The organism is Spirochaetae bacterium HGW-Spirochaetae-1, from assembly GCA_002839375.1.
In the GTDB taxonomy this organism is placed as follows: Bacteria; Spirochaetota; UBA4802; order UBA4802; family UBA5550; genus PGXY01.
Genome location: PGXY01000003.1, coordinates 517,400 through 532,388 on the forward strand (window position 1 = coordinate 517,400; position 14,989 = coordinate 532,388).

Sequence of the window (14,989 nt, forward strand, 5' to 3'; positions counted from 1 at the left end):
TGATTTCTCCTTGTTACCTGAAAGAATTCATAATTCTTTTATACAGCTCACTCATATCGCGCACCGGTTTATAAATGACCGATTCATCGCTCAGGCCAAGTGATCTCATCTCATCATTCAGAATAAAATCAAGCGATCCTGTAAAAATAAAATATTTTATATGGCTCCGCTCCCTGCTCACCCGGCTTATAAGATCAGTGCCGCTCGTATCGGGCAACCGCAGGTCCACCAGGGCCACATCGTAATCATTTTCAAGAAGCTCGTCTATTCCCTCTTTTCCGGAAACCACCTGTTTCACCGTAATGCCCAGGTCTTCAAAATAATCTTTTACTATCTCACCGAGCATTTCCTCATCATCAATTATGAGCATTTTAATCTGTTGATTTTTCATATTTATTCAGCTCCAAGTGGTAATTTTACAGTAAAAATAGTACCCCTGCCGGACTCGGATTCGACCTCAATAGTACCATGATGGTTTGACGTAATGATAAAATATGATACGGATAATCCAAGTCCTGTTCCGCTCCCGGGACTTTTCGTGGTAAAAAAGGGCTCGAACACCCTCTTCTTCACCTTCTCATCCATACCGGGGCCGTTATCCCCTATGGTAATGACGACATGGCCCTGTTCCCTCCTGGTAGTGATAATTATTTCGGGTGTATATTCCTCCGCCTGGTTTTCCGACATGGCTGCAGCGGCGTTCTTCAGAATATTAAGGAAGACCTGTTCAATTTCCTCCGGCACACAGAGAATGTCGCCGATGCTTTCATCTAAATCTTTTTTTATCGATATGTGTTTAAAATCATATTTTTTTTCAAAGCTGTAATCCTTCTCCGCCATACCGATGCTCTCATTGATTATGCCGTGGAGGGAGGTGGAAATCCTGGTGCTGCCACTGCGTGAAAAATTGAGCATGCTCGACACGATTTTAGCCGCCCGTGCGGCGGCCTCCTGCATCCCCCTGAAATAGACATTGATATGCCTTTCTTCAAGATATTGTTCCAGCTTATTAAGATCAATCCCCACGCCGGCTGCCACTTCCCTGTTCTTTTCACTCCCGGGAGATATGCGGTTCAAGGCGGCCTGAATACCCTGGATGATTACACTGAGGGGATTATTTATCTCGTGGGCCATCCCTGCGGCAAGCCCGCCCACGGTCATCATTTTTTCCGATTGAACAACGAGGTCCTCGGCCCTTTTTCTTTCAGTGATATCGCGCACAACAGACAATATGTGAGGCTTCCCCATATATGTTATCCAGTATCCCCGCACTTCGGTGTACAATGTCGTACCGTCCTTTCGGATATCCATGGCATTACCGCGATACGTTTCATTTTTCCTCATGCTGTCCATAAACTCCGAGAATAGATGCCTGTAATCGGTATGCACGAGACGGGATATTTCCATGTCCTTCAGTTCTTCGGCTGTATAACCGTAAGTTTCACAGGCCGTGGGATTTGCCAGGGCAATCAAGCCCTTTTCATCGTAGATGAAAAGGGAATCGGTGGCCATGTTAAAAATATCGCGATACTGCTTTTCCCTGGACTCCAGTTCCGTATAAGCCGCTGCAAGCTCCTCATTCTGGGCCTCAAATTCCTCATTGGTCACTTCCAGTTCCTCGTTGGCTGCCTTGAGATCAAGGTTTTTCTGCAGGAGCATTAATTGCGCCGTTCTCCGGTCAGTTATATCGTTCAACGACACAACGTACAGCCCTTTGCCCTGTATGTAGGAACTGTTAACCTGTATATATTTTTCACCTTCACTACGGCTGTTCAGCCGACACTCGAATTGAAAGACGTTGCCGTCCTGCAGAAAAGTTTTATTTGAACGCAGGCGCTCCGCATCCTCTTGATAAATGAAATCCGTCCATTTCATTTTTCCTTCTATTTCAGCTTTGGAGTATCCGGACAATTCTTCGAAGCGTTCATTGCAAAGCAGTACGGTGCTTTCCCTGTCGACGATTCCCGTGGCCGTTCCCCTGTTCTCAAAAATAGCCCGGTATCGTTCCTCGCTCTCTTCCATGCTGTGCAGCGCAGAAGCACCGCCCACGATCTTCATGCTCAGAGACCTGTTTATGATAAGAACTGCCATAAAGCATGTATATCCCATAAAATATACGCCGTCAAATACTCCCCTGCCCACCAGGACGTCATAGGCGAATGAAAGAATCAGCACTGCCAGAACTGCGGCCAGAGGCTTTGCTTCCTTCCGCCCATCCCCAAGAGACCGAATAGTGAGAATAATAAGATAGATAAAAAGAAAGATATGAACCGCATAGAGGAGATATGTAAGAATTCCCGGAGCTGCGTCATAATACCTGACATCAATGCCTCCCGGAAAATCAAATATCCTGACCGACATTCTTCCGGCGTCACGCACACAGGACGGGTCCAGGATAATGGCAACGGGATAATACGCGCCATAAAAAGCCGTTATGAGCCATGAAACCCGGCGGGATTTCTGACCGATAAACAAAAGTGTAAACCAGAGCAAAGAAATAGTTATCAGGGGAACGATAAGAGACATGCCGTACTGCCAAGCAACGGCACCCGGTTGAGAGGCTTCTCCGTAGTAAAAAAAACTGAAGACAGCATACACGGCATTGGAGAAACAGAACAGGGAGAAAAAGATGCTGTCCTTTCTTGACCTGTCATGGAAAAAAATCGAAATGTGGAACAGGCCGACATATGCCGTTATACCGGCGATTACTATGCTGAGGGTTGAAAGCATCTCCGCTCTCCAGGCGGGAGGATCATTAATAATAAAAAGTGAAAATTCATGTACAATACTCTCCTATGAACACGGATAGACAAGATTATAGAGGATTTTGCATTGAATGTCAAATAATTTAGTGTTTACCGATGGAGGGATGGATCATTTTAATCCCAGACCGCTCATTATCTGACCGGGAATCCCGTAAATTGACAGGAAATCGTAGAGAAAATGGGCGATCATGATGGGAAGGAGTTTCCCCTGACGAAGGAAAAGCCAGGCCCAGAAAGCACCGAAAAGAAGGGCGATTATCCAGGTACCGGGCCCCATGGACCAGTGAATAATGGTGAAAACAAGGGCTGAAACAGTGACAAGAATCCATGGTTTCGCCGTCACATAACGAAGCTGGGATATGATAATACCGCGATATACTATCTCTTCATACACACCGGCGGTGATGGAGAGATACAGGACATAGAAAAATGCCGGAACGGGGTGCCAGTCGGGAACGGGGAAATACCATACCGATCCCACCTTTATATGAAATGAACGTTCCATAAAGAATCCCCCGATATCAATGACGAGAGAAACGACGGACACCAGGGCCAGAATAATGAATCCTGAAAGAATCTGTTTTCCTATTCTTTCCCGGGAAAGACCCAGATCTGAAACGGTAAACCATCGGGCCCTGAAAGCGAGGTAGATAAGCGTACTCTGCCAGAAGATATAGACCATGACATCGAGGACCAGTTTGAGGGCCACGGCGTCTTCCGGCACCAGGCGAAGATAAAAATCATTGAGAAGCAGGGGGGAAGAAATGATAAAGAGCCGCAGAATAATCTGCTTCTTTGTGATACTGGTTTCCGTCATTTACATCCTCTTTACCGGCTGATAATCCCTTTAGAAAAATACTTTTCAAAAACAACCATTATCCATAAATATACCAGAATCTCCTGCTTGTCTTCAACAAAAAAATATCGGGAACAAAATTCGTTGTCTCCTTTTTTTAACCGGTCATGAATTATGACTTGCCATTCCTCATCAGTACCATTATTCTCACGATACGGATTGATGCATCATTTCCCGGGAGGAACGGGCCATGAAAAAGATACTATTCTGTCCACAGTGCGGATCATCGCTGACGACGGTAACAATTGAAGGAAAGGAACGCCCGGCATGCCCATCGGCGCAGTGCGGCTATATTCACTGGGATAATCCCGTCCCCATTGTGGCGGCGCTCATCGAACATGAAGGCTCGATACTCCTGGCACGGAACGCCTCCTGGCCGGAAAAGATCTTCAGCGTCATAACGGGTTTCCTTGAATCGGGGGAAGAGCCCGGGGAAGCGGTTCTCCGTGAATTAAAAGAGGAGCTGGGGCTTACCGGCATTGTGGCAGGCCTCATCGGCCTGTACAATTACGCAGCCATGAACCAGCTCATCATCGCCTATCATGTAAAGGCCGAGGGTGAAATCAACCTCAATGGAGAGATAGCCGAGACAAAGCATATCCCCGTTGAAAAACTGCGGCCCTGGAATTACGGCACAGGCCTGGCCGTGAGGGACTGGCTTGAGGGGAGGAAATAATAATACCTCTGCTGAACCGCCGCACTTACAGTGAAAACCCGGCTGTCATCTCTCCCACGTTGAGCTGCTCCATGGAGTAAAATTCCACGTCCCGAACATATTTCATATTTCCCCAGAGCAGATCATATCCCCTGAAATGTTTCAGTTTTTTAATCACAGAAAACCACCGGCGCAGCTCCTCGTCCGTGGCTTCCCTTCTTTTTGCATCAACGCGGCCGTATAGACGGATACCCGGCATTGACGCAAAGCGGCCCTTCCGCAGCGAGCTAAGCCAGAAAAACATTCCGGCGTTAACGGCCATAACGCAGATGCGGCTGTCCTTTTCCAGGTTCTTCCGCATTACGGGAAGGAACTCTTCAAAGTAATATCCCTTCCCGGGCTCCGTCAGATACAGGGAGCCAATGGGCGAGATGTGCGGTTCCCCGTCAATACCGATAGTTGCAACGGAACAATACATGGTGCTCCGCACCGACCGGATATATATCTTTTTTGCCAGATCCCAGTTTCGGTCATTGATTTCCATCATCATCCTCCTTATTTTTACGCTCACGGCCGGCCGATCTCAGGCTCTGCGCCAGAGGCACCGTAAAGAGAACAAGCCCTATTATAAAAAAACCCGTCATGTGCAACGATTCAGCCGTTGAAAACCCCACATAGATGGGCTGAAGCACCCCGATCCTGAAAATCCAGAAAAGAACAATGAAGGCCAGGAACGCCCTGCCGAATCGACTTTCCGTGATATCCCGCGCGAACACCAGCGGCAGCACACCCAGCATGACCCAGAAAAAAAGCATGCACAGATTCATGATGTTGAGATTGGCTCCCATAATCATATTGTGGGGCGGCGGAAGCAGGGACAGAGCCTCGTCCCATTTAAACATGCTGGGAAAAAAAAGGTGAATAGCGGCGCAGAACAGATGATAGATGCCGCCTAACCTGAGAAACCATAGGGCTTTCATGATAAACCTCCTGCTTTTGATCTGCCGTATTGAAACACACTCCTCCCGGCAGTCAAGTACTATTTGTAATAAATTTATTACTTTTATTATTTTACACACAGACTCATAATTTGTTTGACAGATGACGGGGTACCGGCTCAGATAAAAACCAGGTAATCAATCATGGCGAAAAAAAAGGCTGACAAACAAGAAGAACTGAAATATGAAGAAGAACCGATCATCGGTGTGGTGAAGGTCAACGACAAGGGTCAGGTAATAATTCCCGCGGAAATCCGCAAAAAGCTGAATATTCAGCCCGGCGACCAGCTCATGGCCACTGTGAGCCGCGACGGCAAGGGCGTCATGCTCATGAAGATGGGGGTCTTTTACAATCTCTTCAGTCGGTATTATAATCCCGACATGGAAGAATAATTTACAGGAAAGTAAAAATAATTCTTGACTTTTATCGTATATTTACGATATACGTTTGGTATGGCACAAACAAAGAAAGAAATGTTTCAGGACAGGGAAATAGCCCTGGCTGAATTCGCCCGGGCCCTGGCCCACCCGGCACGCATCGCCATTCTGAAAACCCTGGCCTTGCGCAATACCTGCATCTGCGGTGAAATCGTTGATGTTCTCCCCCTGGCCCAGTCCACGGTGTCCCAGCATCTTGGGGAGCTGAAAAAGGCCGGGCTCATCCATGGTGAAATCGAGGGACCGCGTTCCTGCTACTGTATCAACCATGACCGCCTCGGTGAGCTTGCCGAAATGTTCTCTAATCTTCTCGATGAACTGGGAGCGTCTGGAAAATCATCGTGCTGCGGAGATAAAAAATGAAAGATATTAAAATTACGGGCCACACACAGGGGATAAAAATATCACCGATAACTTCACCGGAATGTGGATGTTCTCCGGTGATTCCCGGCCCGGCAGGTGACGGAGCATCAACGTCAGAATCCCTCCCCGGTCAGGATTTCGTAACCGGCACATATGCATTCAATGGCCGCACCTTCCCGCAGGTTAATGCCGCGTGGAAACGGGCCGATCACCTGGGACAGATACGCTCGCGCCTGGGGGCTTTCCGCATGAGCTATACAGTTTTGCCGGGCCTTTATGCCAAAGGAACGCCCGACGGCAATTCACCGGTGCTTGTTTCCTGCAATTATAAACTAAGTTTTGATATCATACGTCGCGAGCTTGCAGACATTGATGCCTGGATACTGGTCCTGGACACGAAAGGCATCAACGTGTGGTGCGCCGCCGGCAAGGGAACCTTTGGCACCGCCGAGGTAATACACCGGATACAATCCACGGGCCTGATCGGTCTCGTGGATCATAAAAAAATAATACTTCCCCAACTGGGCGCTCCCGGTGTAAACGCCGCCGAGGTGCAGCGGCGCACGGGAATGCGGGTATATTTCGGCCCCGTGCGTGCCGGGGACATTCCGGCTTACCTCGAAAACAACATGCAGGCCGATGCCGGAATGAGGCGAATCACTTTCCCCATGAAAGACCGGTTTATTCTGACACCTATGGAAATCGTCCCGGCCGCCAGGCCCTTGTTGATTTTCATCATTGCGATCCTGTTTTTTTCCGGCCTGCAGCCCCGGGGCATACTTTTCCACGACATGCTGACCCGTGGCATGCCCCTTGTTTTCCTTGGAGTGGCATCAGTACTGGCCGGAGCCTTCGTGACACCCGTATTGCTTCCATTTATCCCCTTCCGTTCTTTCGCTCTGAAGGGATGGCTCATGGGACTGGCCGTAACCGCGGCACTTGCATACACGGCACAGATGCACGGGGGAAGCATGCCTCTTCTCCTGGCCATGCTTATCTTCTTTCCTGCCGCGGCCTCATACCTGGCCCTGCAGTTCACCGGCGCCACGACCTACACGGGAATTTCCGGTGTAAAAAAGGAGCTGCACTACGCTCTTCCCGTTTACAAGGGTGCGGCGATCCTTTCCGCCATGCTCCTGCTGGGAGATAAAATAATGCAATGGGGGATATTGTGAAATACCTGAAGAACGTCACCACGTTGAAATACAACGAAGATAAATGCACGGGCTGCCGCCGCTGCACCGAGGTGTGCCCCCACGCTGTTTTTGTCATGGAGGATAAAAAGGCCCGCCTCACCGACGCCGATGCCTGCATGGAATGCGGGGCCTGCGCTATAAACTGCGCATTCGGGGCCATCACCGTTTCGGCCGGCGTGGGATGCGCCGCGGCCATCATCCACAGCATGATCTACGGCGGAGAACCCACCTGCGACTGTTCCGGGCCGGGACAGAGCTGCTGTTGATTTCAGATATATAGAAAAAGCGATTGCATTAATACCGAGAATGTATAAAATATATCCGGAAATTTAATTTCTCACACAGTCATCGGAATTCAGGATACCATTATGAAAAAAATCGAACCTGTTGTAAAGAAATGCTCATTTGATGAGGATGATGACAAAAAGGACCTGCAGTACTGGCTCAGAAGGTCGACGGAAGAAAGGATCGAAGCAATGAGTCATCTGCGGGAACATCATTTTATGGTAATGGGCCTTGCAGAGCCGCCGAGAATTGAAAAGATTGTTACAAAACGGCCATAACCATGCATGATGATTTTCTGGAATTCATATCGCTCCTGTCAAAAAACAATGCAGACTTTGTCATTGTCGGGGCCCATGCCCTGGGATTTCACGGCATACCGCGCTACACCGGAGACATCGACCTGCTGATATATCCATCGAGAGAAAACGCGCAAAAAGTTCTGACAACCGTAAGGGACTTTTTTGGATCAGATCTGGGACTGACGGAAAAAGACCTTTCCGATAATGATACTATCCAGTTTGGCAGGCCGCCCGTAAGAATCGACGTTCTGAAAAAAATTACGGGAGTGACTATTGATGAGATATGGAGCACCAGGGTGAAAGGCACCTTCGGAAAAATTGAGGTGTTCTATATCAGCAGGGACATGATGATAAAAAATAAAAAAGCAACGGGCCGGGATAAAGACGCCCTTGACGTGAAGCTTCTCGGAGAATCCTGAAGAGGTCTGGAGAGCCACAACCTCCAATCTAGTACAGATGTTTCATTTAATTCAGGAAACCGGGCTCTCGAGAATGGAACGGATCGTCCAGTCTTCACGGCACCTCAGGCTATTGCCGAAGCGGGCATACAAGACCTCGGGCCTGCCGAAAACCCGCAGCCCTATTTCAGCCTCACTGGTCAAGCCCAAGGCAATGTGGCTGTTCACTGAGTCGATGACCTCCTGCATACCCCTGATCCTTTCACTGATAAGACCTGCAGCATCACTTACGATACCATGGTGGGCGGAAACAAAACGGGTGCCGCCCTTCGCGTAACGGAACAGCTTCTTCAGGCTTTCCTGTTCCGTAATGTAATCCTCCCCGGCAGTGACATATCTTTTCCGCACCGGCAGGGGGATCGCGTCGCCGGAATAAATGATGTCATCGGGCATGATGCGAAAGGATACGTGGCCGGGAGAATGGCCCGGGGTCTCAATGACTTCGATGTTCCTTCCCCGGTCGGTCGTATAGATGGGCCGGTCTATGGACCGATATGTGAACATTTCGGGCCGTCCCCACACAAGGTCCATGAGCGGTGAGACGAAGCTGAAGTCTTCCACTTCTTCAGGGGAAAATATTTTTGCCTTAAGCACTTTCTGTACAAGATGATTCTTCCCGCAGTGATCCTCGTGCAGGTGCGTATTGAGGATATTCCATTCCCGTTGCCTGTCAAGACGCTTCAGGTATTGATAAAAGTCTCCACTACTCGAATTAGGGTTTCCCGTGTCTATGAAGAAGTTATCAACCTGGAGAAAACAACCTTCAATATGCCAGAGACCGAAAAGGGAACCGGCATAGCGGAAAAGAGTGATGTTATGCATGGTTTCGAGTGTTTCAATGGAGAGGAATCGCTCTCTCAGTTTGAGTCCTTTACGAGGCTTCATAATCAACGCTCTTTAAACAAAAATATGATATTGCTTTTATCCAGTCGAAGGAAACGAGTTCCTTCCGCCATTGAATAAAATTTATAGAAGTCTTCCTGTCCGGGTATATTTTTGTCAATAATTTAATATACTCACCGCCGGTATAAAAAACCCGGCCTCAGCCCTCTATGAATTATTCCAGGGAAGCCGGATTATCCCTTGACATTCACGGAATAAAATATATTAATCACACCGGTCTTCCGACCCGCTGATAAATTTAACAGGTTACTAAATGAATTCAGAAATACTGAGAGAACTGGTTACAATGCGGATGCCTTTCGGTAAATATAAGGATAGGTTACTCTGTGACCTTCCTGAAAATTATGTAGTCTGGTTTCATAGCAAAGGTTTTCCCGAAGGCAAATTGGGTATGCTGCTCTCTACGCTCTACGAAATTCAGCTTAACGGGCTTGAGTACCTGATCGAAGGAATCAGAAAGGAAATTCTCTAACTATTATCAAAGGAGAGGTGTTATGATTAGAAGAATCAATTATTACACAGTGATTGCCGCTGTTCTTGCCGGCATGTTTATGTTTGCTACTGCAGAGATTGTCGCCCAGACGAAAGTCCCGGGAGGCGTGACGAGCCGTATTAAAAAGATCAACACCTATCTCGATAATACCGAATCCCGACTGAAGTCTGGCTCGTCCAACATGAATGATCTTGACCGCGCCAAAGAAGAACTGGCGACAATAAAGAAATCCTATCCTGATTTTGCGTCACATAAGGACGTGATCGCCGCGGAAAACCGGATTTCACAAGTAGAGAAGTCCGTTAAAGCCGCTCAATCAGGCAAACAGGAAAAACGCCTCGAGCAGGAGAAAGACACTGCCGCCAAGGACAGGATCTACGAGGATTGGGCCGGCCGACTGTCGCAATACAAGGCCGATTCCAATCCGGGCTCGAAGGGAATTTTCGGCATTCCCACCGATGACATCGAGAGCCTTCTTGCAACCAACAAGTATTACGAGGAAGCAAAGTCCCTTTACGCCGAATTTCTAAAAACCGGGATTGACAAAGACGCTCATTTCAAGCTCCGCCAGGCTGAATATGATATTAAAGTTTCCATATTGAATTATGAAGCAAGCAGAGATCGCATTCCCGCTCTGGCGAGCGAGAAACTGGAGGAGGGGATAAAATGGATGAAAGAGCGGAAGGGGGAAGCCAGGCCCCAGTCGCTGGAACGCAACCAGCGGAACAACATCGACCTGTATGTCAGTAATGCCAACAGGCTCTTTCCCAATACCGACAGGGTCAATAAACTGAATGCCCGCAAGGCCGAGCTGGACAAAATGCTTGAAGATGCCGATAAAAGCATTCTTGAGAACCGCAGGATGAAGCCCGCGCAATACAGGGGCAGTGATTCAGGGGAATTAACGAATATGGCCAAATCCATTGTGCTCAAAGCCAATCCGGGAGCCTCCATTCTGAAGGTGAATGTCACGAGCAAGGAATGGACCCGCGAAAGCGTGGTGGAATGGACTGACTCTACCCGCAGCGCCCTTCAAGGCCGCATCACTGATGGCATCTATGCGCAGGTATCGGCCAAAATCGGCAGTGAATGCTTTCTCTTCACCTTGTTTCTGAATAAGAATACCATAGGCGGAAAACAAAAGCCGCTCACGGGGCACGTAATGTACAAAGAAAGAATTCTCGAGAAGAACGCACGTTAGCCAGGCAGGGGTATATTGCAAAAAAAGGCGTGCACCCGTTCCTGGCGCACCGAAAAGGGGTGCCCCGTCGGGACACCCCCGTCATCTATCTCAATCAAAAGCCTGCTTGGTCTTCCAGACCTCCCAGACTTTCCCCACCAGGTCCGGTCCCGGTTTCAGGGTTGCCTTACCGGGCTTCCAGCCCGAGGGCGTGGCCTCGGTGCCCTTGCTGTTTCTCACAAGCTGAAAGGCCTGCACCTGCCGCAGCGATTCAGAAACATTTCGTCCAACGGGAGGAGTCAGCACCTCGTATGCCTGCACGACACCGTCGGGATCAATGATAAATCGGCCCCGCGTCTCGATGCCGGCATTGGCGTCATAGATGCCGAAAACAGTACCGACCCTGCCGCCGCCGTCGGAGAGCATGGGAAAGGGGATGCCGCCATCCACCATCTTTGAAAGCTCATGGTCGTTCCACATTTTATGAACAAAAACACTATCAACACTGCAGGAGAGAACTTCAACACCCAGTTTCTGGAATTCGGAATATTTTTCGGCAACTGCCGAAACTTCTGTTGCTCAAACGAAGGTAAAATCGCCGGGATAAAAGCAGAGGAGTACCCATTTCCCCAGGTATTCTGAAAGTTTAATATTGACGAATTTTCCCTTCAAATATGCAGGGGCGGTAAAATCAGGTGCTTTCTGGCCCACCATTATCATGCTCGTGTCCTCCTTTTTTGTGATTTTTTCTTCCTGGCCGTTCAGGATCGGTTTGGCCTCTTCTCCCACGGGACCTCCCGTGGGCCTGGCACAGCCCGCTTTGAATTCTTCAGGCATTCCGGACCTCCTTTTTGTAATGTTTATATTCATGAGTTAACACCATATCTTATCCAATTCAAACTTTTATCGTTAAAACCATAAAAAAGATATAAGGGAACCTCTAAAAATTAAATTTTAGCATAGCCCTTCCAGCTCAACCTGATACAGAGACACCATCAATGACGTTTCTGCGTCTGACTATAAAAGCATTCCAGTTCCTGCCTGTGGGTCCAGCGTGAATTCTGCAGCACGCCGATATCGGCCGGGATATACTGCGTCAGGGTCCCCAGCTTATCGAAGGTTATATCAATCCGGTCGCCGGGCCAGAGCCACCGGTCATTATCCAGGCCGCAGCATCCCGGAACGGTCCCCATGCCGATTACCGTTCCCGCCCGCAGAGTAAAAACACCCTCGAGAAAGCGGATAATATCGCCGGGAGCGGCCGCATACTCAGCCGTGGTGCCCTTCCATACATAGCGTTCACCCACGCTGACCGTGACGGCCAGCGACAGGGGATAGCCCGCCTCATCGGGCGTCACCAGCACGGGTCCCAGGCCATTGCCCCGGGCAAAGTCCTTGCTCCGCGCCAGGCCAAGGCCGATCATTTCGGGAAACTGCACATCGCGGGCTGAAAAATCATTAAGGATGCAGTATCCCGCCACAACATTTTCCGGGCTCTGTCCCCTCACATTGCTTTTGCCCGTGACAAAGGCCAGTTCGGGCTCGATATCGAGATACGAGGTATATGACGGCCAGTGCGTCGTTTCTCCATGACCGATCAATTCATTGTGATTTCCCTTGTAGTAAAGCAGCCTGTTTGTATCGATTTTTTTCAGCCTTCGGCGCACAACGCTCCAGGCTATATAATTCACAGGCCAGGGCAGTTCATGCCTGAACAGAGTACAGGCCGAATTGATGAGGTGGCGCGGCGACAGGCCGAAGTCCAGGAGCGCCGCCGGTTTCGGCACGGGAGGCAGAATCATTACCCTGTCCGGATCCAGTCCCCTCAGCGAGGATACGTGATTTTTGCCGGTCAGTATTTTATCCTGGAGCTCCAGGGCCAGGTGATAACTCGCGGGGAGGTCTTCCAGGTATGCATCAATACTTTCCAGGCAGGTATGCCTGTGCTTGAAATGCTTCATCAGGGAATTAAAAGAATATATTTTCTCATTGAGAACCAGACCAAATTGGTTAACAGCTGACTTTTCGGTTCTAAAGGTGACCAGCTTCATTGCAGAGTACCTTCTATTATTTTTTTCTTCGCCAGGCCCATCACGATCAATACAATTGCCCCGACCAGGACAAGAAAGGCCATTGCCCATTTCATTGTGGTGCAGATACCGCTGAATAATACCGTTCCTGCACTGATTTCTGCGGGATTGTGTATCAGGTACAGGTGCATGCTGTTTTCGATTAAATCCATGAGTCCAGCCGCAAAAGGCAGCAGCACCAAAAGGTTAAATTTTTTGTCCAGGCCGTTCATAACCAGACCCCGGGAAAGGAGGGCCGAGAGAAAGAGACTGTATATTACGGGATGAAAGTAATCAAGATAAAAGTGTTTCAGGTATAATGCCATGAGGCCGCTTTTTTCCCACGACTGAATTATGCCGCGGAAAGTTTCCCCGGAAAAGGTTGTCTGTACCCTGAGCATATCATGGCCCAGGGGAGATACAATGACGGCAATTAGCGTCTGCACGACAAGGTAGATAATGGCCAGGACTATGATAACCGGAGTGCGACTCATAAAAACTACAAAGGAATTTATTTTTTTTCTCATTTCAGATACCTGCTTTACGGATTATGATGAGTGTTTCCCCTGGAATCACTGGATATAATGACGTTTGAGCCGCACAAGCCGGACTCTGTTCTACTTTTTCTCCCCGCCGTCTTCCATATTTCTGCTCATGCGGCTGTCAGCCGACTTTTCTTTCAGCTTCTTCGCACAGTCGGGACAGATGCCATGGGTGAATTCAGCACCGGAGTGCTCCTCTATATAATGCTCAACGTTCTTCCAGTATCCCTTGTCGTCACGGATTTTTTTACAGCTGGAGCAGATGGGCAGCAGTCCGTTCAGTGTTTTTACCCTTTGAAGAGCAGCACTGAGTTCCTTGATAAGATTATTTTTCTCCTCCTCAAGTTCCTTTTCCTTTTGTATATCGCGCACTATGAGAAATTGTCCCGCAAGCTTCTTCCTTCTGTCATGCATAGGCATGAGACGCACATCATAGTAATGCGCGCCGCCATTTTCCAGAAGCTTCACCTCTCGCCTGTAGGCGGCGGGTTCCCGGCAGCATTCCAGCGCTTCATGCCAAAGCGGAAGCACATTACTGAAAAGACGCCCAATCAATTCGCCGCCCCTTCGGCTCAGCAAGACTTCCATTGCGGAATTGACATCGACGATGCGGCAGTGAGCGTCCATGACGATAACACCATCACCCATAGTATCAACGATCCTTTCCCGGGCCACGGGTGTCAGGTCGAGCATTTGAAACCGAAAAATTCCCAGGGCCAGGAAAAGACCCGATACCATGAAAGCCAGGGGAGTCCAGTCCATGCCCGGCATGGGATTCAGGTTAAAGACATACATGATACTGCCTGCCAGGGGCGTAAGGCCTCCCAGGATCATAATAATCATCTGGAAAAGGAAATTGGAAGGAAAGCGGTATATGGCCGCGGCAAGCAGGAGTATCCCGGCAAATACCAGGACATAAGAATATCCCACTCCAACGGCAAAATAAAACCCATGGCTGTAAATGGCTATGTTATTGTGGGGTTGAATTGTTATCTCAGTCCAGAGAAAATGATGCACATCATTGGTAGCAGCCATAATCACCGTAATAAGGGGGATTACGGCCAGGGCAAGGTATATCCTGCGTTTAAGAAACCTGCTGTTCTGACTGTAGGAAGCGGCAAAAAGAAAAAAGAAATAGGAGGTGAAGGCTATGCCAATATATGAAACCTGGGACCAGAACATCTTCCCCGGGACATGGGTTGCCGCCATCTCGAAAATAATGGCGAAGGACCATTCGGCCGCGGTCAGCTCCATCATCATGAGAAAGAGGGCGCCGGGAGCATGCCTTCGTACCCAGGCAGCGCGGGCCACAAAAAGATCAATGGCTCCCGACAATAACATGAGCAGGCTTATATAGTTAAAATTGTATTGATTCACTATAGAGCCCGTATCCTGACTGGAAAATAGAACATAGCCTGATTATAACCTGTTTTATGCTTCCCGGTCAAATTAATATTTTCCAGTTTATCCAAATAAAGGTTTTTCATGT

General features: G+C 48.8%; 19 protein-coding genes. 9 read left to right on the plus strand and 10 right to left on the minus strand.

The features are described 5' to 3' along the window. Positions 1–13: 13 nt before the first annotated feature. The 3 genes from CVV44_06910 to CVV44_06920 form a co-directional block, all read right to left on the minus strand. Complete coding sequence (locus tag CVV44_06910) at positions 14–391, minus strand: hypothetical protein (GenBank protein PKL39945.1); 378 nt, start codon at positions 389–391, stop codon at positions 14–16. 2 nt (positions 392–393) lie between these two features. Next, complete coding sequence (locus tag CVV44_06915; GenBank protein PKL39946.1) at positions 394–2,730, minus strand: hypothetical protein; 2,337 nt, start codon at positions 2,728–2,730, stop codon at positions 394–396. 144 nt (positions 2,731–2,874) lie between these two features. Further along, positions 2,875–3,582 (minus strand): hypothetical protein, encoded by a 708-nt coding sequence (locus CVV44_06920; protein PKL39947.1) that lies wholly within the window; start codon positions 3,580–3,582, stop codon positions 2,875–2,877. A gap of 229 nt (positions 3,583–3,811) precedes the next feature. Between CVV44_06920 and CVV44_06925 the strand changes: the two genes are divergently transcribed. Beyond that, complete coding sequence (locus CVV44_06925) at positions 3,812–4,297, plus strand: ADP-ribose pyrophosphatase (GenBank protein ID PKL39948.1); 486 nt, start codon at positions 3,812–3,814, stop codon at positions 4,295–4,297. 25 nt (positions 4,298–4,322) lie between these two features. On the opposite strand, the gene CVV44_06930 is transcribed toward CVV44_06925, so the two are convergent. Both CVV44_06930 and CVV44_06935 read right to left on the minus strand, forming a co-directional pair. Continuing rightward, positions 4,323–4,826 carry a pyridoxamine 5'-phosphate oxidase gene (locus CVV44_06930; GenBank protein PKL39949.1) on the minus strand — a complete coding sequence of 168 codons (504 nt, stop codon included), beginning with the start codon at positions 4,824–4,826 and terminating at the stop codon, positions 4,323–4,325. Beyond that, positions 4,807–5,256, minus strand: a complete 450-nt coding sequence (locus CVV44_06935; GenBank protein ID PKL39950.1) for a hypothetical protein — start codon at positions 5,254–5,256, stop codon at positions 4,807–4,809. The genes CVV44_06930 and CVV44_06935 overlap by 20 nt, the downstream gene beginning before the upstream one ends. A 162-nt stretch (positions 5,257–5,418) precedes the next feature. Between CVV44_06935 and CVV44_06940 the strand changes: the two genes are divergently transcribed. The 6 genes from CVV44_06940 to CVV44_06965 all read left to right on the plus strand — a co-directional run bounded on the left by CVV44_06940 (position 5,419) and on the right by CVV44_06965 (position 8,274). Next, positions 5,419–5,667 carry a hypothetical protein gene (locus CVV44_06940; GenBank protein PKL39951.1) on the plus strand — a complete coding sequence of 83 codons (249 nt, stop codon included), beginning with the start codon at positions 5,419–5,421 and terminating at the stop codon, positions 5,665–5,667. A gap of 60 nt (positions 5,668–5,727) precedes the next feature. Beyond that, complete coding sequence (locus CVV44_06945; protein PKL40137.1) at positions 5,728–6,075, plus strand: ArsR family transcriptional regulator; 348 nt, start codon at positions 5,728–5,730, stop codon at positions 6,073–6,075. Further along, positions 6,072–7,250, plus strand: a complete 1,179-nt coding sequence (locus CVV44_06950) for an acetyl-CoA synthase subunit gamma (GenBank protein ID PKL39952.1) — start codon at positions 6,072–6,074, stop codon at positions 7,248–7,250. Before CVV44_06945 ends, CVV44_06950 begins: the two co-directional genes overlap by 4 nt. After that, positions 7,247–7,537 carry a ferredoxin gene (locus CVV44_06955; GenBank protein PKL40138.1) on the plus strand — a complete coding sequence of 97 codons (291 nt, stop codon included), beginning with the start codon at positions 7,247–7,249 and terminating at the stop codon, positions 7,535–7,537. Before CVV44_06950 ends, CVV44_06955 begins: the two co-directional genes overlap by 4 nt. Positions 7,538–7,639: 102 nt before the next feature. Continuing rightward, positions 7,640–7,834 carry a hypothetical protein gene (locus tag CVV44_06960; protein PKL39953.1) on the plus strand — a complete coding sequence of 65 codons (195 nt, stop codon included), beginning with the start codon at positions 7,640–7,642 and terminating at the stop codon, positions 7,832–7,834. Positions 7,835–7,836: 2 nt separating this feature from the next. Continuing rightward, on the plus strand, positions 7,837–8,274 hold the full coding sequence (locus CVV44_06965; protein PKL39954.1) for a hypothetical protein: 438 nt from the start codon (positions 7,837–7,839) through the stop codon (positions 8,272–8,274). Between the two features lie 51 nt (positions 8,275–8,325). Here the strand turns inward: CVV44_06965 and CVV44_06970 are convergent, their stop codons facing one another. Then, complete coding sequence (locus tag CVV44_06970) at positions 8,326–9,198, minus strand: hypothetical protein (GenBank protein ID PKL39955.1); 873 nt, start codon at positions 9,196–9,198, stop codon at positions 8,326–8,328. A 271-nt stretch (positions 9,199–9,469) separates the two neighbouring features. Between CVV44_06970 and CVV44_06975 the strand changes: the two genes are divergently transcribed. Beyond that, complete coding sequence (locus CVV44_06975) at positions 9,470–9,688, plus strand: hypothetical protein (GenBank protein ID PKL39956.1); 219 nt, start codon at positions 9,470–9,472, stop codon at positions 9,686–9,688. A gap of 22 nt (positions 9,689–9,710) precedes the next feature. Then, positions 9,711–10,910 carry a hypothetical protein gene (locus CVV44_06980; protein ID PKL39957.1) on the plus strand — a complete coding sequence of 400 codons (1,200 nt, stop codon included), beginning with the start codon at positions 9,711–9,713 and terminating at the stop codon, positions 10,908–10,910. Positions 10,911–11,000: 90 nt separating this feature from the next. Here the strand turns inward: CVV44_06980 and CVV44_06985 are convergent, their stop codons facing one another. From CVV44_06985 to CVV44_07000, 4 genes are all read right to left on the minus strand, one after another. Beyond that, positions 11,001–11,726 carry a peroxiredoxin gene (locus tag CVV44_06985; protein ID PKL40139.1) on the minus strand — a complete coding sequence of 242 codons (726 nt, stop codon included), beginning with the start codon at positions 11,724–11,726 and terminating at the stop codon, positions 11,001–11,003. Positions 11,727–11,884: 158 nt separating this feature from the next. Next, positions 11,885–13,030 (minus strand): fumarylacetoacetate hydrolase, encoded by a 1,146-nt coding sequence (locus tag CVV44_06990; protein PKL39958.1) that lies wholly within the window; start codon positions 13,028–13,030, stop codon positions 11,885–11,887. After that, the gene (locus tag CVV44_06995; GenBank protein PKL39959.1) at positions 12,937–13,485 is read right to left on the minus strand and encodes a hypothetical protein; all 549 of its coding nucleotides are present in this window, start codon (positions 13,483–13,485) and stop codon (positions 12,937–12,939) included. Before CVV44_06995 ends, CVV44_06990 begins: the two co-directional genes overlap by 94 nt. Before the next feature lie 90 nt (positions 13,486–13,575). Further along, positions 13,576–14,877, minus strand: a complete 1,302-nt coding sequence (locus tag CVV44_07000) for a hypothetical protein (protein PKL39960.1) — start codon at positions 14,875–14,877, stop codon at positions 13,576–13,578. Positions 14,878–14,989: the final 112 nt, after the last annotated feature.